The organism is Enterobacter sp. 50588862 (assembly GCF_001462935.1).
Classification (GTDB): Bacteria; Pseudomonadota; Gammaproteobacteria; order Enterobacterales; family Enterobacteriaceae; genus Enterobacter; species Enterobacter bugandensis.
Map to the genome: position 1 here is coordinate 939,813 of NZ_LNHM01000007.1, position 26,008 is coordinate 965,820.

27 protein-coding genes are annotated in these 26,008 nt (G+C 56.3%); 13 read left to right on the forward strand and 14 right to left on the reverse strand.

The genetic code is table 11. From position 1 onward, the window contains the following. Positions 1-105 precede the first annotated feature (105 nt). Positions 106-1,002, forward strand: coding sequence for a DMT family transporter (locus APT89_RS04850; RefSeq protein WP_060571851.1), 897 nt, complete (start codon positions 106-108; stop codon positions 1,000-1,002). Between the two features lie 34 nt (positions 1,003-1,036). Here the strand turns inward: APT89_RS04850 and APT89_RS04855 are convergent, their stop codons facing one another. Next, entirely contained in the window at positions 1,037-1,711 is a 675-nt protein-coding gene (locus APT89_RS04855) for a DUF3313 domain-containing protein (RefSeq protein WP_041910029.1), read from the reverse strand. Between the two features lie 134 nt (positions 1,712-1,845). Next, entirely contained in the window at positions 1,846-3,441 is a 1,596-nt protein-coding gene (locus tag APT89_RS04860) for an ABC transporter substrate-binding protein (protein ID WP_047368531.1), read from the reverse strand. Between the two features lie 111 nt (positions 3,442-3,552). On the opposite strand from APT89_RS04860, the gene pepT reads away from it, so the two are divergent. After that, positions 3,553-4,782 carry a peptidase T gene (gene pepT / locus APT89_RS04865; protein WP_047365200.1) on the forward strand — a complete coding sequence of 410 codons (1,230 nt, stop codon included), beginning with the start codon at positions 3,553-3,555 and terminating at the stop codon, positions 4,780-4,782. On the opposite strand, the gene tehB is transcribed toward pepT, so the two are convergent. Further along, the gene (gene tehB / locus APT89_RS04870) at positions 4,779-5,372 is read right to left on the reverse strand and encodes a tellurite resistance methyltransferase TehB (RefSeq protein ID WP_028013116.1); all 594 of its coding nucleotides are present in this window, start codon (positions 5,370-5,372) and stop codon (positions 4,779-4,781) included. The two genes, pepT and tehB, sit on opposite strands and share 4 nt — an antisense overlap. Continuing rightward, positions 5,372-6,373 (reverse strand): dicarboxylate transporter/tellurite-resistance protein TehA, encoded by a 1,002-nt coding sequence (gene tehA, locus APT89_RS04875; protein WP_060571852.1) that lies wholly within the window; start codon positions 6,371-6,373, stop codon positions 5,372-5,374. The genes tehB and tehA overlap by 1 nt, the downstream gene beginning before the upstream one ends. A 122-nt stretch (positions 6,374-6,495) precedes the next feature. Here tehA and ydcK point away from each other — a divergent pair, with 122 nt between their 5' ends. Further along, positions 6,496-7,476, forward strand: a complete 981-nt coding sequence (ydcK, locus tag APT89_RS04880; RefSeq protein WP_041910038.1) for a YdcK family protein — start codon at positions 6,496-6,498, stop codon at positions 7,474-7,476. On the opposite strand, the gene rimL is transcribed toward ydcK, so the two are convergent. The 4 genes from rimL to APT89_RS04900 form a co-directional block, all read right to left on the reverse strand. Continuing rightward, positions 7,471-8,019 (reverse strand): 50S ribosomal protein L7/L12-serine acetyltransferase, encoded by a 549-nt coding sequence (rimL, locus tag APT89_RS04885; protein ID WP_041910040.1) that lies wholly within the window; start codon positions 8,017-8,019, stop codon positions 7,471-7,473. The two genes, ydcK and rimL, sit on opposite strands and share 6 nt — an antisense overlap. Before the next feature lie 45 nt (positions 8,020-8,064). After that, a complete protein-coding gene (locus APT89_RS04890; RefSeq protein ID WP_041910042.1) occupies positions 8,065-9,720 on the reverse strand; it encodes a glucan biosynthesis protein D in 1,656 nt (551 codons plus the stop codon). Positions 9,721-9,962: 242 nt separating this feature from the next. Beyond that, positions 9,963-10,736: a transporter substrate-binding domain-containing protein gene (locus tag APT89_RS04895; RefSeq protein WP_025756391.1), complete on the reverse strand. Its 774-nt coding sequence runs from the start codon at positions 10,734-10,736 to the stop codon at positions 9,963-9,965. Between the two features lie 155 nt (positions 10,737-10,891). Beyond that, complete coding sequence (locus APT89_RS04900) at positions 10,892-12,061, reverse strand: pyridoxal phosphate-dependent aminotransferase (RefSeq protein ID WP_060571853.1); 1,170 nt, start codon at positions 12,059-12,061, stop codon at positions 10,892-10,894. A 114-nt stretch (positions 12,062-12,175) separates the two neighbouring features. On the opposite strand from APT89_RS04900, the gene APT89_RS04905 reads away from it, so the two are divergent. Continuing rightward, entirely contained in the window at positions 12,176-13,018 is an 843-nt protein-coding gene (locus APT89_RS04905) for a LysR family transcriptional regulator (protein ID WP_045630396.1), read from the forward strand. Here the strand turns inward: APT89_RS04905 and APT89_RS04910 are convergent. Together APT89_RS04910 and hglS are read right to left on the reverse strand one after the other, a co-directional pair. Continuing rightward, entirely contained in the window at positions 13,005-14,510 is a 1,506-nt protein-coding gene (locus APT89_RS04910; RefSeq protein ID WP_060571854.1) for a carboxylesterase/lipase family protein, read from the reverse strand. The genes APT89_RS04905 and APT89_RS04910 overlap by 14 nt on opposite strands. Before the next feature lie 43 nt (positions 14,511-14,553). Then, positions 14,554-15,897, reverse strand: a complete 1,344-nt coding sequence (hglS, locus tag APT89_RS04915) for a 2-oxoadipate dioxygenase/decarboxylase HglS (RefSeq protein ID WP_028013108.1) — start codon at positions 15,895-15,897, stop codon at positions 14,554-14,556. Between the two features lie 506 nt (positions 15,898-16,403). On the opposite strand from hglS, the gene APT89_RS04920 reads away from it, so the two are divergent. From APT89_RS04920 to APT89_RS04955, 8 genes are all read left to right on the forward strand, one after another. Further along, positions 16,404-16,589, forward strand: coding sequence for a general stress protein (locus tag APT89_RS04920; RefSeq protein ID WP_004150795.1), 186 nt, complete (start codon positions 16,404-16,406; stop codon positions 16,587-16,589). A 94-nt stretch (positions 16,590-16,683) separates the two neighbouring features. Further along, on the forward strand, positions 16,684-17,178 hold the full coding sequence (locus tag APT89_RS04925; RefSeq protein ID WP_008502272.1) for a YciE/YciF ferroxidase family protein: 495 nt from the start codon (positions 16,684-16,686) through the stop codon (positions 17,176-17,178). A gap of 23 nt (positions 17,179-17,201) precedes the next feature. Beyond that, entirely contained in the window at positions 17,202-17,405 is a 204-nt protein-coding gene (locus APT89_RS04930) for a hypothetical protein (protein WP_008502273.1), read from the forward strand. A 25-nt stretch (positions 17,406-17,430) separates the two neighbouring features. Beyond that, positions 17,431-17,937, forward strand: coding sequence for a ferritin-like domain-containing protein (locus APT89_RS04935; protein WP_041910054.1), 507 nt, complete (start codon positions 17,431-17,433; stop codon positions 17,935-17,937). 17 nt (positions 17,938-17,954) lie between these two features. After that, entirely contained in the window at positions 17,955-18,827 is an 873-nt protein-coding gene (locus tag APT89_RS04940; RefSeq protein ID WP_028013106.1) for a manganese catalase family protein, read from the forward strand. A gap of 67 nt (positions 18,828-18,894) precedes the next feature. Then, positions 18,895-20,298 (forward strand): cytochrome ubiquinol oxidase subunit I, encoded by a 1,404-nt coding sequence (locus APT89_RS04945; RefSeq protein WP_028013105.1) that lies wholly within the window; start codon positions 18,895-18,897, stop codon positions 20,296-20,298. Continuing rightward, positions 20,298-21,308 carry a cytochrome d ubiquinol oxidase subunit II gene (cydB, locus tag APT89_RS04950; protein WP_060571855.1) on the forward strand — a complete coding sequence of 337 codons (1,011 nt, stop codon included), beginning with the start codon at positions 20,298-20,300 and terminating at the stop codon, positions 21,306-21,308. Before APT89_RS04945 ends, cydB begins: the two co-directional genes overlap by 1 nt. A gap of 8 nt (positions 21,309-21,316) precedes the next feature. After that, the gene (locus APT89_RS04955; protein WP_060571856.1) at positions 21,317-22,942 is read left to right on the forward strand and encodes an alpha-amylase family protein; all 1,626 of its coding nucleotides are present in this window, start codon (positions 21,317-21,319) and stop codon (positions 22,940-22,942) included. On the opposite strand, the gene APT89_RS04960 is transcribed toward APT89_RS04955, so the two are convergent. Genes APT89_RS04960 through APT89_RS04975 form a run of 4 tightly spaced genes read right to left on the reverse strand, consistent with a single transcriptional unit; the run spans position 22,943 to position 25,436 of the window. Then, entirely contained in the window at positions 22,943-23,929 is a 987-nt protein-coding gene (locus APT89_RS04960; protein ID WP_028013102.1) for an SDR family oxidoreductase, read from the reverse strand. It abuts the gene before it with no gap. Between the two features lie 17 nt (positions 23,930-23,946). Beyond that, on the reverse strand, positions 23,947-24,465 hold the full coding sequence (locus tag APT89_RS04965) for a 2-oxo-tetronate isomerase (RefSeq protein ID WP_060571857.1): 519 nt from the start codon (positions 24,463-24,465) through the stop codon (positions 23,947-23,949). A gap of 11 nt (positions 24,466-24,476) precedes the next feature. Continuing rightward, entirely contained in the window at positions 24,477-24,923 is a 447-nt protein-coding gene (locus APT89_RS04970; protein WP_028013100.1) for a DUF421 domain-containing protein, read from the reverse strand. Between the two features lie 9 nt (positions 24,924-24,932). After that, entirely contained in the window at positions 24,933-25,436 is a 504-nt protein-coding gene (locus APT89_RS04975; RefSeq protein ID WP_041912012.1) for a hypothetical protein, read from the reverse strand. A gap of 139 nt (positions 25,437-25,575) precedes the next feature. Between APT89_RS04975 and APT89_RS04980 the strand changes: the two genes are divergently transcribed. Next, complete coding sequence (locus APT89_RS04980; protein ID WP_045630393.1) at positions 25,576-25,965, forward strand: YdeI family stress tolerance OB fold protein; 390 nt, start codon at positions 25,576-25,578, stop codon at positions 25,963-25,965. Positions 25,966-26,008 lie beyond the last annotated feature (43 nt).

Genomic DNA, 26,008 nt, shown 5'->3' on the forward strand with positions numbered 1-26,008 from the left:
AAGAAAAAAGCGCAAGATTTTGCAAGTCTACCGCAAACCGGTGAAAGCCCCAGAGCGATGACAGCGCCATACTGCGGGCTTCCGTGGTTTGAGAAGAGAAAAAATATGAACGCGTTATTATACGGACTGGTGGTGATCATCTGGGGAACCACCTGGATTGCCATTTTCCTGCAGCAGGGTCCCGTACCCGCCCCAGTCTCCATTTTCTGGCGTTTCGCGGTGGCCAGCGCCACGATGATGGTGGTGTTACTTGCCCTGCGCCGGTTGCGTAAGCTGGCGCTGCGGGATCATCTGTTCTGCATGATTCAGGGATGCTGCGTCTTCTGCTTTAACTTCTGGTGTTTTTATACCGCGGCGGCACACATCAACACCGGGCTGGAATCGGTGATCTTCTCCATGGCGGTGCTCTACAACGCCATTAACTGTTTTATTTTCTTTGGACAGCGCCCGCCCGCGCGTTTCTGGACGGCGGCGGCGCTGGGTCTTGTGGGGATCGTGACCCTTTTCTGGGACGACCTGCTGGCCAGCGGCTGGAGCGTATCGCTCCTGACGGGCATTGGCCTTTCCGCCCTCGGCACGTACGGCTTCTCACTGGGCAATATGATCAGCATGCGCCATCAGCGCAGAGGTCTGGAAACCATGACCACCAACGCCTGGGCTATGCTTTACGGCACGCTGGTGATGGGGGTTATTGCGCTCTTCAGAGGCGACAGTTTTACCCCGGAATGGACGGTCACCTACATGGGCGCGCTGCTCTATCTGGCCCTATTCGGCTCGGTGATTGCCTTTGGCGCCTACTTCACCCTGGTGGGACATATCGGCCCCGGGAAAGCGGCCTACAGTACGCTGCTCTTCCCGCTGGTGGCGCTCTCTATCTCAACGGTGTATGAAGGCTACGTCTGGCACATCAACGGTATCGTCGGTTTGCTGCTGATTCTGGGCGGGAATATGGTGATGTTCACGAAACCAGAGACCTGGTTCAGGCGCCTGCGTACGGCGTAAAAAAAACGGCCTGCGCAATGCAGGCCGCTTAACGTTATTTCGCTGTTTTATGCACGTCAAACATGGTGGCGTCCGTCGCCATGTCGTCAACAACCTGCTTCAGCGTCGCAAAGGTCATCGGCGTACTTTCGTTATTCAGCTCTTTACCTTCACCTTTACGAACCACCTTCATCACCGGTTTATTGGTGGCCGCGTCGATCAGCTCACCTTCAAAGTAGAGATGGGTATCCATGGTGCGATGGCCGGTAGCCATCTGCGTACCTGCTACCACCAGCGCGACCGGCACCACTTCATAGAACTGCAGGCCTTCTTTCTGCGAACTCACCCCGGTAATAGCACCGCGGAAAATCAGGCTGTGTTTACCCGGTGTGGTCACAATCGGCTTACGGGTACCAATAGCCGTTTTCATTTTGTTATTGGTGTAATCCAGCAGCTCATCAAGCGTTCTTTTACCAATCTGAGTGGTTGGTTTTGGCGCTGGATAATAGGTAATCGGCGTCCAGATAATGCTGTCATAGTTGGCTTCGTTATAAGAAGGGTCAACCCAACGCAGCGTTGGTTTACCCGTTGCAGACGTCGTCTGCTGCAAGCCGGAATAATCTTTTAAAAAGCCTGAATATTGTTCTGGAGCCGCGACTTTTGAAGAACAGCCCGCCACTGCCAATAAACCCGTAAGCACTGCAACTTTAAAAAAAGTTTGAGTACGCATGATAGTTTTCCATGTAATCTGCAAGTATGCATTTGAAGTTATAGCAAAAGTTCGGCGGGTTTGTTGTGACAAAAAATGACGTGGGGAGCACAAATTGCGAAAAGAGTGCCCGGCAGCGTACCGGGCATAGAAAATTACTGATTAATATCCACCTGCCAGAACAAATGTTTGCCAAACGGATCGATTTCGTAACCTGTCACCTCTTTGCGCACCGGTTCGAAGATCGTTGAATGCGCAATCATGACCGCCGGCATCTGGTCATGCATGATCTGCTGCGCCTCTTTATACAGCGCTACGCGCTTGTCGCGATCGGTAGTTGATTTTGCTTCCGCGATAATTTTATCAAACGGCTTATAGCACCACTTCGCCGAATTCGAACCGCCGTTGGCCGAGGTGCAGGTAAACAGCGGGCCAAAGAAGTTATCCGGGTCGCCCGTTGCGGTCGTCCAGCCCATCAGGGCAGCCTGATGTTCACCGTCCTTCACGCGCTTGAGATATTCGCCCCATTCGTAGGTGACAATTTTGGTCTGCACCCCCACCTTCGCCCAGTCAGCCTGAATCATCTCCGCCATCCGTCTGGCGTTCGGGTTATAGGGCCGCTGGACGGGCATCGCCCACAGGTCAATACTCATGCCGCCGGCTAAACCGGCCTCTTTCAGCAACGCTTTGGCTTTTTCAGGATCGTAATCGTAATCCTTCAGCTCGCTGTCAGCGCTCCAGACGCCCGGCGGCAGCAGGTTTTTCGCCGCGGTGCCGGTGCCGTGGAACACCGCGTCGATAATGGCCGGCTTATTGATCGCCATCGCCAGCGCCTGGCGAACCTTCACGTTATCCAGCGGCGGCTTTTGGGTATTAAACGCCAGGAAACCCGTGTTCAGCCCGGCCTTGCTCATCAGCGTAATATCTTTATTGGCCTTCATGCGCGGCAGATCCGCCGGGTTCGGGAACGGCATCACCTGGCATTCGTTTTTCTCAATTTTGGCAAAACGCACGGAAGGATCCGGGGTGATGGTAAAGACCAGCCTGTCCAGCTTTGATTTCCCCTGCCAGTAGTCGGCAAACGCCGTAAACAGAATGCGGGAATCCTTCTGATACTGCGCCAGCTTAAACGGCCCGGTGCCAATGGGCTGCATATCCACCTTCTCCGGCGTGCCCGCTTTCAACATTGCATCGGCATACTCCGCGGAGAGGATCGAGGCAAAATACCATGCCAGATCCGCAACAAACGGCGCTTCAGGGTGCGCCAGGGTAAAGCGCACCGTGTGGTCATCGACTTTATCAATAGCGGTAATCAGGCTGCCAAACTCCAGGCTTTCGAAGTTGGAATAGCTGCCGTTTGAGACGTTGTGATAGGGATGGTTAACGTCCTTCTGGCGCATAAACGAGAAGATCACGTCATCGGCGTTAAAATCGCGGGTCGGCGTGAAGAATTTATTGCTCTGAAACTTCACCCCTTTACGCAGATGGAAGGTATAAACCTTACCGTCGTCGCTCACCTCCCAGCGCTCTGCCAGGCTCGGCACCAGCTCCGTGGTGCCGGGTTTGAAATCGACCAGCCGGTTGTAGACCGGCACTGCGCTGGCATCCACGCTGGTGCCCGAGGTGTATAACTGGGGATTAAAGTTTTCCGGTGACCCTTCGGAGCAATACACCAGCGTTTTCGCGGCTACGGTGGAACTGACCGTGAGCGCAGCGAGTGCCAGCGTTAACGTTGTGCGTTTGCTTGTCATCATTTATTCCTGTCTTTTTAATTCGACGGCTAATTAATTCTTTTGCCATTTCATAAATAACATTAAAGTGAAGTGGCAAACACCCGAAAAATAAATAAGGAAGAAAACACTATGGGCTCGCCGCTTTCCAGACAATTAACGCACCGTTTTTTCCGCTATCTTGCGATTACCAGCCAGAGCGATCCGAAAGTGAAAACTCTGCCCTCGACGCCGGGCCAGCACGACATGGCGCGAGAGCTGGCGCAGGAGCTGGCGCAGCTGGGGTTAGACGACATCGTGATTGACGAATTCGCGACCGTGACGGCAGTGAAAAAAGGCAACGTGCCCGGCGCGCCGCGCATCGGCTTTATTACCCACATTGATACCGTTGACGTCGGTTTATCACCGAATATTCATCCGCAAATATTAACGTTTAATGGTGAAGATCTCTGTCTGAATAAGGAAAAAGACATCTGGCTGCGCGTGAACGAGCACCCGGAAATTCTGGCTTATCCGAATGAGGAGATTATTTTCAGCGACGGTACCAGCGTATTGGGCGCAGACAATAAAGCGGCGGTGACGGTGGTAATGACCGTACTGGAAAACCTCACCGCTGAGCATCAGCATGGCGACATTGTGGTCGCGTTTGTGCCCGACGAAGAGATTGGCCTGAACGGCGCCAAGGCGTTGGATCTGAAACGCTTCGACGTGGACTTTGCCTGGACCATCGACTGCTGTGAGCTGGGAGAAATTGTTTACGAGAATTTTAACGCGGCAGCGGCAGAGATCCACTTCACCGGCGTGACGGCGCACCCGATGTCCGCCAAAGGGGTACTGGTGAACCCGTTATTGATGGCGACCGACTTCATCAGCCATTTCGACCGCCAGCAAACCCCGGAGTGCACCGAGGGCCGCGAGGGCTATATCTGGTTTAACGGCATTCAGGCCGGACAGAACGACGCCGTGCTAAAGGCTAATATTCGCGATTTTGATAAAGCCAGCTTTGACGCCCGCAAGCAGCAGATTGCGGACGTCGCCGCGCTGATTGCCGCCCAACACCCGACGGCGAAGGTCGACTATCGCATTGAAGATACCTACAGCAACATCAGCAATGCGATTGGTGAAGACCGGCGCGCCATCGACCTGATGTTTGAGGCGATGGAATCGCTCGGCATCACCCCAAAGCCGATCCCTATGCGCGGCGGCACGGACGGTGCGGCGCTGTCGGCAAAAGGGCTACTCACCCCGAACTTCTTCACCGGCGCGCATAATTTCCACTCGAAGTTTGAGTTCCTGCCGCTGTCGTCGTTCGAGGCGTCTTACAAGACTGCCCTGCAGATCTGCCTGCTGGCCGCCCGTTAAGCGGGCTTGCGCGCCAGCATAGTGGCAAAGCGCAGCTTGATGCGGTTGCCGTTTTCATCGGTGCGGTGCAGTTCGCCAACCTCTTCGTTGTATTTCAGCAGCTCCCAGCCTTCGTAGTAGCTGCTCAGCTCACCGCTTTTGAACGCAAACGGGAAGCCGACGGTGCACGGGTAATCCGCCGTGTCCATCGCGGCAACGATCAGGTTGTAGCCGCCGGGTTTGGTGCAGCGCTGCATGTTGGCGATAAGGCCCGGAATGGTTTTCGCCTCCAGGAACATCAGCACCACGGTGGAGAGAATAAAGTCGTACTCGCCGTCAAAGCTCAGGCTGTTAAGATCTTTGACGGCAGTGTGCAGATTCTCAATCCCTTCTGCCGCCTTGATGCGCTCAATGTTATCAACGCTCATCGGGTTTTTATCCCAGGCGGTCACCTCGTGGCCGTTGGCCGCCAGGTAAAGGCTGTTGCGGCCATTTCCGCAGCCCAGATCCAATGTCTTGCCGGGCTTTACGATCCCCGCGCTGTACAGCACCTCTGAATGCGTACGGGTTAAGCCATATTTCTCTGTGAAGTAATTTTCATCGACAGCCATTATTTTTCCTCAGATTGCATAAGCAGTGCCTTATCAGTGCGCACCAGAAGTTTGCCCTGAATCAGCAGAATAAACGTACGGACCAACAGCATCCCAATGATGAGATTGGTAAAGATAAACAGCGGCACGGCAATGGCGTGGAAGAATCCAGACGAACTGCCGTGACCCAGATGCAGCCCGGTGGTAGCCAGAGCCGACACGCCAAACGAGAAACTCCAGAAGGAGGCGTTAAACGGCTGAGACACATACCACGGCAGCAGGCGCAGCATAAAGAGCAACTGCAACAGGCCGTAGCCGAACAGCATTTTGGCGAAGGTGTCGGCTTCCCCACCGTTGACGCTAAACCAGGCGCTGCACGCCACCAGCGCGGGCGCCAGCTGAATGCCTAAAGCGGTGCGCTGCGCGGTGGGAAGCTCCCCGGCGCTGCGAAGACGCTGGAGGATCACCGGCTCCAGGCTGAGCCAGGAAAAGACGCCCGCGCCGAGAAAAACGAGCCCTGCATCGTTGAACCCCAGAGCACCGCACGCCATCGCGCTGATGAAATTATTCGCCACCGTCGGCAGATACAATCCGGGCGTGGTGGCCTCCTGCGGGTGCCTGCCTCGCCAGAGCCCGGCGCTTTGCCAGGCGGAATAAGCAAGCTGTAACATCACGCCCACGCCGAACAGCGCCAGCGATACCGGGCGGAACCAGGGCACAAAACCGATGGCGACCAGCATGGTGGTGGCCGGAAAAAGGCTGACGAAGCTGCTCATCACCGGGTGGCGCATCTCTGCCAGCACGCTGTGCGGGAAACGGATCGCACGGGTAATAAACGCCGTCGTCAGTAAAAACCAGCAGGCAACTGCGAGAGCGACCAGAATCTCACCCGGCCAGCGCGTCACCGGCCACAGGGTGCTGGCGTATCGCCAGGCGAAACCCATGCCGATGATGCCCAGCACCATGCCAAAATAGCCTGCGGGAAGGTTAAGCGCCTGTTCAGGTTTGTTTAATTTATCCATTAATTTGAATTTTTAAAATGTATTTTAAATGCCATTTTAAGGGGTTTCAGCAACGGATGCCAGCACAACGGAAAGCCGAAAGTTTGCTACGTTTAGTGAAGACGCATATCAGGGACCCCACGATGAATAAGTATCGGCTCAGCGATGAAACCCGGCTCTGGCAATGGAAAAATGGCGAAACATCCCACTCAACGACGCTGCGGCAGATTATCGCTACGGTGGACTTTAACGATGTGAAGGCCGGCACGAAAGGCGGCTGGATTGACGATGAGCGCGCCCTTGCGCAGGACGGAGACTGCTGGATCTACGATGAAAACAGCGTGGTATTCGCTGGCGCAACCGTGTCCGGCAACGCGCGCCTGACCCTGCCGTGCACCGTCAGCCATGACGCGCATATCGGCGATAACTGCTGGCTTGACGCCGCAGAGGTCAGCCACGGGGCGCGAATAAGTGACAACGTCACAATTCAGCACTCCTGCGTGCGGGGTGAGTGCCATCTTTACGGCGACGCGCGCGTCCTGCACAACAGCGTCATCATTGCCGCTAAAGGCCTCACGCCGGACCACGACCAGATCCTGCAAATCTACGGCAAGGCGACGGTAAGCCGATCGCGCATTGTGCATCAGGCACAAATATACGGCGAGGCGATGGTGAATAACGCGTTTGTTGAGCACCGCGCCGAAGTGTTCGACTGCGCGATCCTTGAAGGTAACGAACTCAACAACGTCTGGGTGTGCGACTGTGCCAAAGTGTACGGCAACGCCCGCGTGATAGCCGGTTTCGACGATGACGCCATCCCTACCGTGCGCTACAGCTCTCAGATTGCCGAGAACGCCGTGGTGGAAGGAAACTGCATCATCAAGCACCACGTCCTGATCGGCGGTCAGGCATGGCTGCGCGGCGGGCCGATCATGCTGGATGATAAAGTGGTGATTCAGGGACGCGCGCGGATCAGCGGCGACGTGCTGATTGAGCATCGGGTAGAAATCACCGACGATGCGGTGATAGAGGCCTTTGCTGGGGAGAGCATTCACCTGCGCGGTGAAAAGGTGATCAACGGCGACCAGCGCATCACCCGCACGCCGCTCCTGGGGGCGCTATAGGGTATAAATTTTGCCGTAGATGTTCACATCGTCATAGGCGCCATTGAGGTATTCCGCTTCCCGCAGGCACCCTTCCAGCGTAAAACCGTTGCGCAGGGCCACGCTGTTGCTGTGCTGATTCGCCACCCGACACTTGATCACAAATCGGCGGATCTCACCGCGCTCAGCGTAGTAGCGCATAAACGCCTGCAGCGACTGCGAGAGGATCCCCTGCCCCTGATGTGCTTCATCCAGCCAGTAGCCGATGTACGCGGCTTTGTTGGAAGGCTCAATCGCATTAAACGACAGTACGCCGACCAGCGCATCCTCCCTGAAGATCAAAAACATTTTGGCGTAGCCGCGCTGGTGCAGCATCTGGTTACTCTGCACGTTGCGTCGGGTGTCATCTTCAGTTCCCACGTGCTGCGCCCAGTCAAAGGCGGTTTGCAGATAGGCTCTGTTTTTGACGACGAGGTTATGCAGTTCGGCGGTGTAACGCTCTTCGACGGCGCGAAGCTCGAGCGCGTCAGATACGGGAATAGTTTCGGATTGTGTTGCGGTCATTGCCCCTCACCCTAACCCTCTCCCTGTGGGAGAGGGAATCGATCGTTAACGCATTACCCGGTCATCAACGTAATGACGTTTATCCGGCGCTGGCGGGAAATACTGATACAGCCAGGTTTCGCTGATGGCATCGCCCTGGCAGCGCAGGAACAGGCGCATATCCACCGGCTCCGTCGAATCCGACGTTGGGTACCAGTCAAACAGAATGCGATACCCGTCAAACGGCTCAACGTAAAGGATCTCAACCTGCTTCGCTTCACCGCTGGAGAGCGTAATCACCGGCTCAATGCCTTTTGGCGCAGCGGCCTTCAGGTCGCCGCCGACGAAGTCGATAGCAAAGCGACGGGCCCACACTTTCGGATAGTGTTCGCCCGGCGCCCAGCCCTCCGGGAAGCCGCCCATGCCGGTACGGGTCGCGTAAACGTTGGCCAGCGGGGAACGCACCGGCGGCTGCGCGCTCCAGTAGAGACGATATTTAAAGTCCAGCTCGTCGCCCGCTTTCACCGGTTTTTCCGGCTGCCAGAAGCAGACCACGTTATCCAGCGTTTCACCGGTGGTTGGGATCTCCATCAGCGCGATAGATCCTTTCCCCCAGTCGTTGCGCGGCTCAACCCACAGGCTCGGGCGCTTGTTATACCAGCCCATCACGTCCTGATAGTGGGAGAAATCGCGATCGAGCTGCAGCAGGCCGAACCCTTTCGGGTTTTTGTCCAGATAGGCATTAAACTGCAGCTTCTGCGGGTTATTGAGCGGACGGCAGATCCACTCCCCGTTGCCGCGCCACATTGCCAGGCGGTCGGAGTCGTGGATTTGCGGGTGAATGGTGTCGCACATGCGGCGTTCGTTGTTGCCGCAGCTGAACATGCTGGTCATCGGCGCGATGCCCAGCTGCTTAATGTCCTTACGCGCGTAGAGATGGTTTTCCACCTCCATGATCACCTGGCTCTTCTCGCAGTGGATCACGAATTTATAGGCACCGGTGACGCTCGGGCTGTCCAGCAGCGTATAGACGGTAAAGGTGGTATCACCAGGCTTGACGGTTTCAAACCAGAAGGCGGTAAAGTCCGGGAACTCTTCCGGCGTGTCGGTAAAGGTGTCTACCGCCAGACCGCGGGCGGAAAGGCCGTACTGGTAGGTGTCGTCCACCGCGCGGAAATAGCTGGCCCCGAGGAAAGAGACGATATCGCGACGCGCCAGCTCCGGCGCCTTAAACGCGCGGAAGCCCGCAAAGCCGAGATCGCTTTGCCCTTCCAGCTGTTTGGTATCCACGCCCGTTTCACCGTAGCTGAACAGCTCAGGACGGAAGTGGATCTCGCGCGCCATAGAGGTAGACTGGTCCAGCGAGAACATCCGCACACGGCGGCGGAACCCCATTCCCATATGGAAGAACTGCACGTCCAGCTGACGCCCTTCAATATTGTTCCACAGAGACTGTTTTTCATCGTAACGGATGGCGTTATACGCCTGCGGCGTCATGGTCGCCAGCGTCTCCGGCAGCGGACGCGGCGCGCCACCCCACGGGGTTTTCGCCAGGTCATGCGCCATGGATTGCAGTACGGAGAAGTCAAACCGACGGCTCTGACCGTCAGCGATGTCAGAGTCAGCCGCATATGCCGCTTTGGAAAACAGGGAAGCAAGGCCGGAGGTGCCGCTCAGGGCTGCCACAGCCAGCGAGCCTTTTAGAAAACGTCTGCGATTCATGCCTGGAAAAACGTCCTTATGGTCGTGTGAATGTGTTTCGCGCTCGGCGAAATGACGGCAAGAAAGAACGCACAGCCTAAACAAAAATGGTTAAGAATCCAATTGTTGGCCGGTGATTATCTGAACAAAGTGAGAAATATTTTCTGTCGACCAGAACGGCCCGAAAGTGGTGTAAAGAAAGCCTGGAAAATGTGTAGAAAAATGCCCCGTCAGGACATCAGCTGACGGGGCCAATGAGGCGGTTATTTTACGCTGACATCGATACCCGGGAAGTACTTATCAGCGAGTTTGGCGATCGTGCCGTCGGCACGTACTTTATCAATGGCGGCATCAAGCTGCTTTTTGGTGGCCTCGTCACCTTTGCGCAACCCAAAGCCGATCCCACTGCCGAGGATAGTGTCGTCAGACACCGGTTTGCCGATGAAGCCAAACCCTTTTCCCTGCGGCTTGCTGAGGAAACCCGCCTGCCCGGCCGCGGACATGACCAGCGAGGCATCAATGCGGCCATTCAGCAGGTCGCCCCAGGCCATATTCTGATCTTTATACGACACCACGGTGACACCCTGCTTTTCCCAGTGCTCTTTGGCATAGGTTTCCTGAATCGACCCCTGCAGCACGCCGATGGTTTTCCCCTTCAGCCCTTCAGGCGTTGCTTCGACCGCCGTACCGGCCTTGCCGACCAGCTGAGACGGAATGCGGTAGATCGGCTGGGTAAAATCGATGCTCTTGCGGCGCTGCTCGGTAATGTTCATCGCCGAATTGATGGCGTCAAACTTCTTCGCCACCAGCCCCGGGATCAGCGCGTCAAACGAGGTTTCCACCCAGCTGCACTTCAGCGCTGCCGCTTTGCAGATGGCATTTCCCAGCTCAACGTCAAACCCTTCCAGTTCGCCTGCCGCGTTGCGGCTCTCAAACGGCGGGTATTCCGCTTCCAGACCGTAGCGCAGCTCGGTGGCCGCGAAGGAGGAAAAGGTACACAGCAATCCCATGCCGACAACTAACGCGCGTAATTTCATCTCATACTCCTCAGAGCCTATCCCAGTAGGCGTAATTGTTGAAGACAGTTTGGTACCGGACAGCGCACAGAAACCGGAACGTACATGTAGTACGTGAGGATTTCGAGCACTGCCCGGTGCCAAAATGGCGAATAAAATAGCCTAATGGGATAGGCTCAGCGTGGTTTAACCTGACACAGGGCTTGAGCACCTGCCCGTAACGTCGCCTCATCTTTCGCAAAAGAGAGGCGAATCAATTTATTATCCGTGCCGTCGGCATAAAACGCCGACAGCGGAATGGTGGCAACACCGTACTCAACAATCAGCCGCTTCACCAGCTCGCTGTCGCGCTCGTCGCTGAACTGGCTGTAGTCCGCCAGCATAAAGAACGACCCGGCGCTCGGCAGCAGGGTAAACGGCGAATCGGCCAGCAGGCCGTGCAGCAGATCGCGCTTACGCTGGTAAAACGCCGACAGCGACAGCCAGGTTTGCGGATCGGTCATGTGTTCTGCAAACGCGTATTGCATTGGCGTATCGGCAGAGAACATCAAAAATTGATGGACTTTACATATCTCGTCCATCACCTCTGCGGGTGCCACACAATAACCCACGCGCCAGCCGGTGACGTGATAGGTTTTTCCGAAAGAAGAAATAATCACGCTACGCTCCGCCAGCTGCGGGTGCGTGGCCATCCCGTGGTGCGGTTCCCCATCAAACACGACGTGTTCGTACACTTCGTCAGACAAAATAATGATGTCGGTATTGCGCGTTAGCGCCGCCAGCTGCTGCAGGTCATTAGCAGAGAAGACCTGGCCGCTCGGGTTGTGCGGCGTATTGATGATGATCATGCGCGTGCGCGGGGTGATTGCCGCACGGACCTCATCCCAGTTGACGGCAAAATCCGGCACCGTGAGCTTGATGGCGACAGGCGTTGCCCCCTGCAGACGAACAATCGGCGCGTAGCTGTCAAACGACGGCTCAAAGTAGATCACCTCATCGCCAGGGTGCACAAGCCCGCTTATCGCCGAATAGAGCCCTTCGCTGGCGCTGGCGGTGACCAGCACCTCGCTGGCAGGGTGATACTGCGTGCCGTAGAGCGCGGCAATCTTATCGGCGATGCGTTCTTTGAGCGGCTGCAGGCCGGTCATCGATGCATACTGGTTATGCCCTGCCTCCATCGCGCGGGTAACGCCGGCGATCAGCTTCGGGTCGCAGGAAAAATTCGGTGCCCCCTGAGAAAGGTTGATGGCGTTATGCTGGGCCGAAAGCTGGCCGATAACGGTAAAAATGGTGGTCCCCACGTCTGGCAGCTTGGAGCGCGTTTGCACCGGCGTTCGTAAAGTCATCCTCTTTCCCTTCTCATGGATATTGCATAACTATTCAAACAACAACTTCGTTGCCGGGACAATCGAATTGTTGTCATAATAGCCATGAGAAAAATGCATAGCTGAGGTGTTTCAATGTCACGCCGTTCGCTCCCGCTCAATGCCATCGACGCATTTTTAGTCACCGCGCGGCACCTGAATCTTACCCACGCCGCCGCGGAACTCTGCCTGACGCAGGGGGCCGTGAGCCGTAAGATTGCCTCCCTTGAAGCCTGGTTTGGCTTTCCGCTGTTTGAGCGCCACGCGCGCGGGTTGCGCCTCTCCCCGCAGGGCAGCGCCCTGCTTCCCGAACTGCAGTCCTCCTTCGAACAGCTGCTGAGCGTGGCCGACCAGGCCCGCAGCCAGCACACGGTGATCCGCCTCAAGGCCCCCACCTGCGCGATGCGCTGGCTGGTGCCGCGCCTGCTGGAAGTGGAGCGCGAGCAGCCGGATCTGCAGATCGCGCTCACCACCACGACCGATCATAACGTCAATTTCAAAACCGAATCTTACGATGCCGCCATCGTCTTCGGCACGCACATGAGCGCAGGCGATCTGCTGTTCGAAGAGGCGCTGACGCCGGTGTTTAGTCCCGTGCGAGCGGGTGCCGCGCTGGCTTCGCTGACGTTTCTTCATCCGACAAGGGATAAGACAGACTGGTCACTGTGGCTGGCGAATCAGGAAGGTCCGGGCTTTGCTATGCACAAAAATCAACACTTCGATACGATGGATCTCGCCATCACCGCCGCCATTCAGGGGCTGGGCGTAGCCATTGCCGACGAAACGCTGGTGGCAGAAGATGTCCGCGCCGGAAGGCTAATGCGGCCCTATGAGACCAGCATTAAAACCGGCGCGAGCTACCGGCTGGTGCTGCGCGAAACGCCTTGTCAGGAGAATGGTCTGGCGGCGTTTCGCGCCTGTTTGCTTAATCGAGGCTGACGTGGTGCTTCATTACGCGCTTGAAGAGGCTCATGCGGGCGCGCATAAAGCGGTTTTCAAGCCTGAAACCTGCATGTTTATTCACACCAATACGTAACAGCACGTCCCGCCCTTTGCGGCAGGCGGGCCAGCGCGTCGGCCCGTGAAGGCTGTCATGCGTTCCGGCATCGCGCGCAAAGCTCACCCAGTAATCAGCCACCTGGGCGGCAAACGCCAGATCCCGTTCGTTAACGTACTGGCGCGAAGGCTCCACCTGCCCGAGGGTATCGAACGCATACGGCACCTCATTGCCGTGCCAGGCACCGTTGATATAGGTGGCGTGTTCCGCTTCGGCCACATAGTCAAACCAGTAGCGCCAGCAAAGCCCGCCGACGCGCTGCTGGGCCTGCATCACCACGTAGCCCATGGTGGTGAAGGCCATGTCGCGGCACACCTGCCTGCCGAGCTCCTCGTCGCCCTTCACGCCCGGATAAAGCAGCTTGATGAGCCCCAGCCCGAAGCGGCGCTCCCGGCGAAGCTTCTGGATCTGCCCGGCGAGATCGACACCAAACACCGCCATCACGCTGGCTTCATCGCTGTTGGAGCCAATCATCACCGGCACGGGATGCTGGCGGGCGGCTAAAAAGACGTCCAGCATCGCCTCCGGCAGAACGCAATCCCCAACGATAGGGGCCGGGGCGACGTTCAGCGGCGCGGTCAGCGGCCAGAACGCCTCGGGCGGGATCGCGCGCAGCTGCTCTGCCGTCGCATTTTTCAGCCCTAAGTGGGCGGCCAGCGCTTCCCCTTTGTGCAGGGCCTGCGCGCGTGGCGTATCCGGCAAAGTGTACCCGCTTTGCACTATCGCCTTATGGAATAGTCCTTTCGCCAGCGGCGAGGCCAGCAGAGACAGCACGCTGCGCGCGCCGGCGGATTCACCAAACAGGGTCACGTTACTCGGGTCGCCACCAAACGCGGCAATATTATCCCGCACCCATTCGAGCGCGGCGATCTGGTCCAGCAGGGCAAAATTATGCACCACCCGCTCCTCTTCACCTTCCAGAGCGGGATGGGCGAAGAAGCCGAGATGGCCGAGACGGTAGTTAATCGTGACGACAACCACCCCGCGGGATGCCAGGGCTTTGCCGTTATACGGCGGCAGGCTTCCGGCGCCGATCGTAAACCCGCCTCCGTGCAGCCAGACCATGACCGGCAGCGGCCCGGTACGGTCGATAGGGGACCAGACGTTCAGATAGAGGCAGTCTTCAGAAAACTGGCCGGGATCGCCCCCGCCCAGCTCCTGACAATATTCACTGCTTTGCCAGCTTGAGGGCGAAAAGTCGGTAGCTGCACGCACGCCATCCCAGCGTTCCGGCGGCCGGGGTGAGCGCCAGCGCCAGTCGCCAACGGGCGGTGCGGCATAAGGAATACCGCGCCAGAGGTGAACGTTTTCATCGGTTAAACCAGACAGTGCGCCCTGGCGCGTTTCAACCACAGGGGCGGAAGGATTTTGCATAACGACCTTATTTTTTCCATCACACCCCTGAAGAGTAACGATTTCAGAGCAAACCGCAACGCTGTTTGCTGCGCGTTTCCGCCTCCTCGTAGAGCGTAAATTCGTCATACACCGGGCAGCCGAGCGCGGCTTCAAACGCATTGCGGCTGGCATTGCCGTGGCTGCGCGCCTGGGTTTCATTCCCGAGATTGGACTGGAAAATCCCCGCCGCGCTGACCGGAAGGAAATCTTCGTAAATTATCGGCTGGGCCACCACCCACCCGCGCTCAATCAGCGGCTGCGGGTCATCCCCCGGACGAAACGCGTGACGATGGGCCTCTCCCGCCGGGGTCAGGCGATAGCGAAAATACGCCAGCTCCTGACGGCGCAGGAACATTTCGCTGTCCGGGAAGGCGCTGAAAATCTCCCGCAAATGCAGCTGGTGCGTGAGGTTATCTTTTCCGGTTCCGGCCTGGGCCAGCAGGCTATCGTACAGTTCACGGCCTTTCGGGGTCAGAGCCACGCCGCGCTGTTCAATTTCACCGAAGCGCGCGGTGTGGGTGCCTTTATGTTCCCCGGCGAAAAGCACCGGCTCTTCGAGGGCTTTAAAGCTGGTCTGACGCAGCAGGATCGGCACTTCACGACGCGGCGGCCCTTCGATCAGAATTTTGGGCTCAATCCCGTACTTCGGCATTAGCTCCTGCACCCGGTCAATGTCCAGCGTGCGCGGCGTGAGGTGGTTGATATGGCACCCCGGGAAGCAGACCACGTCAGCTATCAGGCGGTGCTCGTTACTCAACGCCAGGTAGGTCTCCTGGTCGACCGTTGCATGACGGTGCCAGCGGAAGGTTTCTAACGCTTCCTGCACAAACTCGTGCGCCTGCGCTTCGGTAAAGTGCCCTTCCGACTCATGGAGGTCAATAAGTTCCAGACAGCGCGGCGTAAAGATGTTCCGCTGAGAGAGAATTTCTGCCGCCCGCTCGCGTAACGCCACGTTTTCAATCAGCTCAAGGCGCAGCAGTGAGGTAAAGATACGAAACGGATTGCGGCACAGCGCCGCATCGTCAACCGGACGAAACGCCGTTGAGTGGACCGGTACCCCCGCCTGAGAAAGATCGTAATAGCTGACCGGGAACATGCCCATGATGGCAAACATACGACGCAGGGTGGAAAGCTCTTGTGCCGTACCGACGCGGATCGCCCCGTGACGCTCCACGTTCAGGCGCGCCAGCTCGTCGGCGTTCGCCAGTTGTTCATGTAATAGTGGATTATTTTCCAGAACCGCCAGGTTTACGTCCGCGACCAGCTCAAGCAAGGTGCCGTACTGCGGAACTTCCTGCTGGTACATCGCCGACATAGCCTGCGAAAAATGTTCCCGAATATCATCAGCCGTGATGGTGTTCGCCATGATGTCATGCCTCCAGTGAATATTACCTGGAGTGTAGAGAAGGCCGTTCCTTCCGGGGAGAAGAATTTCCGATTTGTGATCTTAAGACGCCAGTGGTTAAACCGTGTGCTACCGCCCCCTGTCAGGCGCCTCGTCATCTTTTTCCAGGATTTTCCTTATGATTCGTAGCGGCTATTTTTTCTAGCCCCAAAGGGGTAATTTTCCCCAAATCACCGCTTGCAAATTATTCGTTTTTGCTACGCCATTATTATTGGCCTCAACCTTCCGATTTTTAAATGAAACTTAGGACTAATCTGAACATTTGTTTACAAGTCCTTCCCACACTTCCATATTTCCAAACCAAGCGAAGCGCAAACGCAGCAATAATTAAATATAACGCAACCGCTAATGGCGAAACGAATTTGACGTATGCCTCACAGCGACTAGAGTTATTACTCGAACGACGAGTGATACGGAATATTTTCGTATCGTACTGACATAACCAATATATGACTATGAGGTTTAATATGGCAGAGCATCGTGGTGGTTCCGGTAATTTCGCTGAAGACCGTGAAAAAGCATCAGAAGCTGGACGTAAAGGCGGCCAGCACAGCGGTGGTAATTTCAAAAACGATCCGCAACGCGCATCTGAAGCGGGTAAGAAAGGGGGACAGAACAGTCACGGCGGAGGCCGTAAATCTGATAATTCCTGATCTTATTTAGTACTCTTTTAATAAAACCTGAGAGCATGCTGCGGGCTGAAAAGCTCGCAGTACCCTTTCCTTATTTTACCGGAGCGTAATTAATATGAATATGAAAAGTGTTGAGGATGTATTTATTCATCTTCTGTCCGATACCTACAGCGCTGAAAAACAACTTACCCGAGCGTTAAGCAAACTCGCTCGCGCCGCCTCCAGCGAGAAGCTGAGCGCCGCCTTCACCGCGCACCTGGAGGAGACGCAGGGCCAGATTGAACGTATTGACCAGATCGTCGAACAGGAAGACGGTATTAAGCTCAAGCGCATGAAGTGCGTGGCAATGGAGGGCTTAATTGAAGAAGCCAACGAAGTTATCGAAAGTACGGAAAAAAATGAAGTGCGTGATGCTGCATTAATTGCCGCTGCGCAAAAAGTGGAGCATTACGAAATAGCCAGCTACGGTACTCTTGCGACCCTCGCAGAACAACTGGGCTACAAAAAAGCCGTTAAACTTCTTGCCGAAACGCTGGAAGAAGAGAAAGAGACCGACCTTAAACTCACCGACCTGGCCGTTGGCAATATTAACCAAAAAGCGCAGAAATGACGCGATAAGACAGGTTAAATAAAATGAGCATCAGTCCCAGGACAATTAAACGGTGCCATTTAGCGGCAGCAATAATATGGTTCATTCTCGCTATCCCTTCCGTAATATGGTGGAAGAATAGCGTACTATGGGTCATTATCATCAGCATTTACGCCAATATTGTCGGCCACTTATCTGGCTATAGTGCCGCACGTGCCGATCAGGCAGCTGAAAGTGAGACCAAATAAGCGAACCCTTAATGAGGATACAATGATGAATCACGTAGAACACTACCATGACTGGCTACGCGATGCCCATGCGATGGAAAAGCAAGCCGAATCAATGCTGGAATCCATGGCCAGCCGTATTGATAATTATCCTGATGTTCGCGCCAGAATTGAGCAACATATTCATGAGACAAAACGGCAAATTACATTGCTGGAGGAAATTCTCGACCGTAATGATATTTCTCGTTCGGTCTTAAAAGACTCGATGAGCAAAATGGCGGCCCTGGGTCAATCCATCGGCGGTATGTTCCCGTCCGATGAGATCGTTAAGGGCTCGATCAGCGGCTATGTCTTCGAACAGTTTGAAATCGCCTGCTACACCTCCCTGCTCGCTGCGGCGAAAAAAGCGGGCGATACCGCCTCTGTGCCTGCCATTGAGACGATCCTCGCAGAAGAGCGCGAAATGGCCGACTGGCTGATTCGCCATATCCCGCAAACGACGGAACAGTTCCTGCTGCGTTCAGACGCAGACGGTGTCGAAGCGAAAAAATAATCCACAGGAGAGTGCCTATGTTTCGACACGTCAAACAGCTGCAATATACGGTTCGCGTCGCCGAACCCAACCCCGGTCTCGCTAACCTTTTACTGGAACAGTTTGGTGGGCCGCAGGGCGAACTGGCTGCCGCCTGCCGTTACTTCACTCAGGGCCTGAGCGATGACGATCCGGGCCGCAAGGATATGCTGATGGATATCGCCACCGAGGAGCTAAGCCACCTCGAAATCATCGGTACGCTGGTTGGTATGCTGAACAAAGGTGCCAAAGGCGCGCTGGCGGAAGGGGTGGAAAATGAGGCTGAACTGTATCGGTCCATGACCGAAAACGGTAACGACAGTCACATCACCTCCCTCCTCTACGGCGGCGGTACCCCGCTCACTAACTCGGCGGGCGTGCCCTGGACGGCAGCCTACGTCGATACCATCGGCGAGCCGACGGCGGATCTGCGCTCGAACGTGGCGGCAGAGGCCAGGGCGAAAATCATTTATGAACGGCTGATTAACGTCACTGACGATCCCGGAGTGAAGGATGCGCTGGCGTTTCTGATGACGCGTGAGGCGGCGCATCAGCTCTCCTTTGAGAAGGCGCTGCAGTCCATTCGTAATAATTTCCCGCCGGGAAAACTGCCGCCAATCGAGGAATTCACCAACAAGTACTACAATATGTCTGAAGGTGGAGAGGTTCGCGGAAGCTGGAACAGCGATAAGCACTTTGATTACGTTGAGTCCCCACAGCCTGCGGTTGATGGCGGAGACGGTAGCGCCAGCGTGACGCTCACAGCTGAACAGGCAACCCTGGTTAAGGCGATGTCTGCCCGCACCAAGTCCGATCCCCATTCCGACCCGCTGACCGGTGCCGAGCTGGGTGCCGGAAAGAGTAAACCGTAATCGGTTTTGCCGGGCATCCTGACCTGCCCGGCAATTCTCGTGCCCCATCGCTTCAGAGGTACGGACCATGTTCGAACTCGATGCATTTCATCTCGCCAGAATTCAGTTCGCTTTTACCGTCTCGTTTCACATTCTTTTCCCGGCGATCACCATCGGTCTTGCCAGCTATCTGGTCGTGCTAGAAGGCATGTGGCTGCGCACCAAAAACGACGTCTGGCGCTCGCTGTACCACTTCTGGCTCAAGATATTTGCCGTTAACTTCGGGATGGGTGTCGTTTCCGGGCTGGTCATGGCGTATCAGTTCGGCACCAACTGGAGCGGGTTCTCCCAGTTCGCAGGCAGTATTACCGGTCCCCTGCTGACCTACGAGGTGTTAACCGCCTTCTTCCTGGAAGCCGGCTTTCTTGGCGTAATGATGTTCGGCTGGAACAAGGTCGGCCCTGGGCTGCACTTCTTTTCAACCTGCATGGTGGCGCTCGGCACGCTGATGTCGACCTTCTGGATCCTCGCCTCAAACAGCTGGATGCACACCCCGCAGGGTTTTACTATCGAGAACGGGCAGGTCATTCCGCAGGACTGGCTGGCGATTATCTTTAACCCCTCCTTCCCTTACCGCCTGATTCATATGGCCATCGCCGCATTTCTGAGCAGCGCGCTGTTTGTCGGCGCGTCGGGCGCATGGCACCTGCTGCGCGGTAACGATACCCCTGCCATACGCACCATGTTCTCCATGGCGATGTGGATGGCGCTGCTGGTTGCCCCCATTCAGGCCGTCGTGGGCGATATGCACGGCCTGAACACGCTTGAGCATCAGCCAGCCAAAATTGCCGCCATAGAGGGGCACTGGGAAAATCCGCCCGGCGAGGCCACGCCGCTGCTGCTGTTTGGCCTGCCCGATATGGACGAGGAGCGCACCAAATACGGTCTTGAAATCCCCGCGCTCGGCAGCCTTATCCTGACGCACAGCCTCGATAAGCAGGTCCCGGCGCTGAAGGACTTCCCGAAAGAGGATCGCCCAAACTCGACCATCGTCTTCTGGTCGTTTCGCATCATGGTCGGAATGGGCCTGCTGATGATTACCCTCGGTCTGGTCAGCCTCTGGCTACGCTATCGCCACCGGCTCTACCACTCGCGTCCGTTCCAGTGGTTTGCCCTTTGCATGGGGCCCGCGGGTCTGGTGGCGCTGCTCGCCGGCTGGGTGACCACCGAAGTGGGCCGCCAGCCGTGGGTGGTTTACGGTTATCTGCGCACGATTGACGCGGTCTCCCTGCACAGCACCCTGCAGATGAGCATCAGCCTGCTGGCGTTCTTCGTTGTCTACTCGTCGGTGTTTGGCGTGGGCTATGTGTACCTCATCCGGCTGATTAAGAAAGGCCCGCAGCCCGTCGATACACTGACGTCAAACACGTCGGGCACCCCCGCCCGTCCACTGTCTGCCGCGGAGTCTGTTCCGGAACAGGAGAGAAACTGATGGGCGTCGATATCTCTGTTATCTGGTTTGCCATCATCGTCTTTGCCACGCTGATGTACATCATTATGGATGGCTTTGATTTGGGCATCGGCCTGCTGTTTAACTTCGTGGGCGATGCGAAAGAGCGCGATGTGATGGTCAACAGCGTAGCGCCCGTATGGGACGGCAACGAGACCTGGCTGGTGCTTGGCGGCGCGGGGCTGTTCGGCGCGTTCCCGCTGGCTTACGCGGTGATCATTGATGCGCTTACTATCCCCCTCACCGCGATGCTGATCGGCCTCATCTTTCGCGGCGTCGCCTTTGAGTTTCGTTTTAAAGCGACGCCTTCGCACCGCAAGTTCTGGGACTACTCCTTCGCCGGTGGCTCTTTGCTCGCCACCTTCAGCCAGGGGATCGTCGTGGGGGCGGTGATCAACGGCTTTGAGGTAGAGGGCAGACGCTTTGTGGGCTCGCCGCTTGACTGGCTGACGCCCTTTAACCTTTTCTGCGGTATCGGCCTGGTGGTCGCCTACACGCTGCTGGGCACCACCTGGCTTATCATGAAAAGTGAAGGCGCCCTGCAACATCGCATGCGCGAGCTGACCCGCCGCGTGCTGCTGGCCCTGATGGTGGTGATCGCGGTTGTCAGCGTCTGGACGCCGCTCGGCTGGCAGTACGTGGCCGACCGTTGGTTTACCCTGCCCAACTTCTTCTGGTTCCTGCCGGTTCCCCTGCTGGTAGGCCTGTTTAGCGTGCTGATCTGGCGGCTGACCCGCAACCCGGCCAGCCACTCGCGCCCCTTCCTGCTGACGCTGGGGCTGATCTTCCTCGGATTTAGCGGCCTGGGTATCAGCCTGTGGCCAAACATTATTCCGCCGCGCATCACCCTGTGGGAAGCCGCGGCGCCCCCCGCCAGCCAGCTGTTTATGCTGGTCGGGACCCTGCTGATAATTCCTGTGATTCTGGTGTACACCGCCTGGAGCTACTACGTCTTCCGGGGCAAAGTTTCGGATACTGAAGGCTATCACTGAGGAACGCTATGACGGACTGGCATACACGGGCCATTATCTACCAGATTGATACCGCGCTTTTTTACGATATGAACGGCGATGGCTGCGGGGACATCGCCGGGATCGCGGCCAAGCTGCGCTATATTCGCCGCATGGGGGCGACGGTTATCTGGATCACCCCGTTTTACCTCACGCCCTTTCTCGATGAGGGCTACGACGTCAGCGACCATCTGCAGGTGGACCCCCGCTTCGGAAAACTGGCCGATATCATCGCCTTTATCGAACAGGCCCGGGAGCTGGGCATGCAGGTCATTATTGAGCTGCTGATCCAGCACACCTCGGACGCCCATCCCTGGTTCCAGCAGGCCCGCCGCAGCCCCGCCTCGCCCTATCGTGATTACTATATCTGGTCGGATAACGACGACGACGACACGCCACCCATGTTCCCCGGCGTGGAAAAGAGCGTCTGGAGCTGGGACGACGAGGCGGGACAGTATTACCGGCACATGTTCTACCGCCACGAGCCGGACCTGAACCTGACCTCGCCCGCCGTGCTTAAGGAGATTGAGAATATTATCCTCTTCTGGCTCAAGCTGGGGGTGTCGGGATTTCGGCTGGATGCCGCATCACACCTCACGAAGCAGGCGGGCAGCGGTGACGAGAAAAAGGGCCTGTGGATCCTCGAGCATATGCGCCGTCTTATCGAACAGCGTAATCCGGACGCGATCCTGCTCGGCGAAGTGGACGTAGACGTTGAGGTTTATAAAGACTATTTCGGCAATAACGACCGCCTGCATCTGGTGCTCAACTTCTGGCTCAACAAGTATTTCTACGTCAGCCTGGCCAGAAAAAGCGCCCGCCCGCTGCGCAACGCGGTGAAGAAGATGATCGTCCCGCCAGATTCATGCTGTTTTGCCAACTGGCTGCGCAACCATGACGAGCTGGATCTGGAAGGAATTAGCCAGAAAGATAAACAGTTCGTGCTCGACACCTTCGCCCCTGACGAGGAGATGAACGTCTACCAGCGTGGGATCCGCCGACGTCTGGCTCCGATGCTGAATGGCGATCCAAAGCGGCTGGCGTTTTGCCACGCGGTGCTCTTTTCCCTGCCGGGCGTCCCGGTGATGCGCTACGGGGATGAGATCGGCATGGGTGACGACCTTGAACTGGAAGAGCGCTACGCCGTCCGCACCCCAATGCAGTGGGCGGGTTCACAGGGCGGCGGGTTTTCGGCAGCCGATCCTGAAAAATTTATTGCGCCGATAATCGACCACGGGCCCTACCGCTATCAAAAAATCAACGTCGCCGATTCGCTGCTCCACCGCAACTCGCTCCTGCACCGGATTATTGATATTGCCAATACCCGCTCGGAGTTCCCCGAAATTGCCGTGGCGCCCTTTCGCCTCATCACCCTCAATCATGACGCGGTGCTGGGGATCTATTACGAGACCGACGAGCGCAGCATTCTGACCTTCGTAAACTTCAGCGACCAGCAGGTGCAGTTCACCGCCAGAGGGATCCGCAACGCCACCTGGACCGCCTGCCTCGCGGACAAACGCTACGACGACGCGCTGGTTTGCGGCAAAACCGTCGAACTCAGTATTGGCGCCTACGGCTACCGCTGGTTCTGGACGCACCGCAGCGCGCTGCGCTGATTAGCGTTTCCGGCGGGTTATCAGACGCGTCAGCATAATCCCCGCCACCGCGAGGGCCCCCAGCGCCACCTTGCCAGGCATACCGGAGGTGACGGACGTAGCGCGGTTCTTCGCTTCGTCGGTAAAACGACCATGGATTTTGTGCAGGTCGTCAATCGGCTGGTCGAGATAGTCCCGACGATCCGCTGCGTTTAGATCGTCGGTCATCTGGCCTTCCCAGGCTTTTTTTACCATCAGACGGTCAAGGTAGCCCGGAAAGAAGAATTGCCCGACGATGGACTGGATAGTGCTGCTGCCCACCCACAGCTCGCGCACCGGTTTCTGCGCAACCTTAAAGATGGCGCTGGCGGCCACTTCAGGCTCAAAGACCGGCGGCACCGGTCGCATCGCCCAGGCGAACTTATTCCTTGCCCATTCGAACTGCGGCGTATTGAGCCCCGGCATCTGCACCATGGAAAGCTGAACCCGGCTGTTCTCATGCATCAGCTCCGTGCGCACCGCATCGGTGAATCCGCGGATCGCCGCTTTGGCCCCGCAGTAAGCCGACTGCAAAGGGATGGAACGGTAGGCCAGCGCGGACCCCACCTGAATAATTACCCCCCTGTCGCGGGGCACCATCAACTCCAGCGCGGCGCGGGTGCCGTTAACAAATCCGAGATAGGTAACATCAGTCACGCGACGAAACTCATCCGGCGTCAGGGTACGAAACGGCGCCAGTACGGCCCCCATCGCATTGTTGACCCAGACATCAATCGCCCCGAGGCGATACTCGATCTCGTTAGCCGCATCCACCACCGCCTGGCTGTCGGCGACGTCCGCCTGCACCGCGTGGGCATTAACGCCGAAGCGGCGCAGCTCTTCCTGGGTAGAGTGCAGGCTGGCTTCATCGCGGGCGATAAGCCCCACATCGTAACCTGCCTTTGCAAATTTCAGCGCCGTGGCTTTTCCTACGCCCGCCGTCCCGCCGGTAATCACTATGACCGCCATAGAACCTCCGCGTGAATTTAGCCGTTATTGCCGTCCGACAATGTTGTCACCAGTTCAGCGAGCGAAAATTGCACCGCTTTTTCCACCACATCCTGGCAGTCGCCGGAGAAAAGGACGGTGCGGGTTTTCGTCTCACCGCAAATATTCCAGGCAAAGCAGACCGTTCCCGCCGCCGTGCCGTCATCGCCCCCTTCCGGACCCGCGTAGCCGCTGATGGCGATGCTGATATCCGCCTGGGCAAAGTCGCGGATGCTGGCGGCCATCTCGGTCACCGTCTGTTCACTGACGGCGGTATAGCGCGCCAGCGTCTCCTGACGCACGCCGAGGATCCGCGATTTGGCCTCATCGCTGAACACAACCAGCCCGACGTCATAAAAATCGGCCGTGTTTTCCTCTGCACACAGCGCCACCGAGAGCTTTCCTCCCGTGCAGGATTCCGCGGTGGTTAAGCGCAGCCCGGCATCGGTTAATTTACTCGCCAGCTTTTTGGTGAGTTCACTCACGGTATAATGACTGTCGTGTAAAAGATTGCTCATCTTGCCGCCTCTTATTTTTCAACAGGAATGATTGAAATATGTCCATTGCGCTCAAGTATGGCATATTTAATTTCGCTAAGTTCTGTAATGCCATTATTTTGACGCGCTGACACCAGAATATCATCACAAGATACGTCGACTTTTTTTAGCTTATCCGCTAATGGAACGCCATTCTCAACCAGAATCACAGGGGTCCCATCAAGAATATTCTCCACCGGAGAAAAATATTTCTTCATCAGGCCAAATATAATGTCAACGACCACCAGCGTGGTAATGGTAATCATTGCGCCGGTAACGGAGAAATCCTGCCCCAAAAGCGCCTGTTGCGTCGCCTCACTAATAATTAAGAGGAGGATGAGATCAAAGCTGGTCATCTGCAGCAGCGCCCGTCGCCCTGCCACTTTAAATACCACCACGAGAAACAGATAAATCGCCAGCGCGCGAAAGACCATATCCATATCAGCCTCCTAGGGGTAAATAAATTGCCAGAGGTTAATCTCCGGCTCGTTGTTGACGCGGATGACGGTGTTCCATTTACCGGCTCTGGAAGGTGTCGTGAAGTATAAAACAGAGAAGTTGTCTGATTTTTGCAGGTCATCGTAGACCAAATAGAGGGTTTTGCCGTGGCTATACATTTTGTCTGGCTGCGGCCAGACGCTGCCGGGCTCGTATACGTCGCTGCTGTCGGTGGTCAGGCTGAGGGTATAGCTGCCCTCCGTCTTCACCGGGAAGGTGACCTGCATTCTTGACTCCGTCTCCCGCCGGCCGAAGCGTTCATAGTTTATGCTCAATGAGTTAGCGGAATTGGTTTTGGCCGTATCGCTCACCATCCCGCTGGAAAACAGACCAGCAACCGCTGCGATGATAATAGCCAGAAGGACCACAAAACCCACCTGGCGAAATGAATATTCAAACCTCAACAAGCGATAACTCTCATCTATCCCGGGTAACTTTTCATTTTCATGCTTCATGGTCGTTGTCACCGTTTCGCTTATTTCATGATAGGTTTGATTTCCAAGGAGAATGTTTTTAAGACTTATCACATTTGCCACATAAAGGAATAGCAACAATACTTAATAAGTCAAGACACTCAAAAATGAAGGATATCAGATGAAATTATCACTTATTTCCGCTTTTTTGATATTTCTGGTTCCAGTTGCATGGGCAGATAATAACGGCGGGTTACAAAAAGGTGAAGCACCGCCACCGCCCCACGCGCTGGACAGCGGATATCGTGGAACCGACGACGCGCGTATTATGACCATCGATCAGGCAAAACAATTGCACGATGGCGCGACAATTTCATTGCGCGGTAATCTTATTGACGGTAGCGGCGATAAGTTTGTATTCCAGGATAAAACCGGAAAAATCGACGTTATTATTCCCCAGGCAGTCTTCGACGGCAGAACGGTAAAACCCGATCAGATGATCAGTATCAACGGTTCGCTTGATAAAAAATCATCGCCTGCCGTCGTTCGTGTTGATCGTTTGCAGAAATAATTCAGCGAAGCGTTAACGCTGCAACTATCCATCAAATCTCACC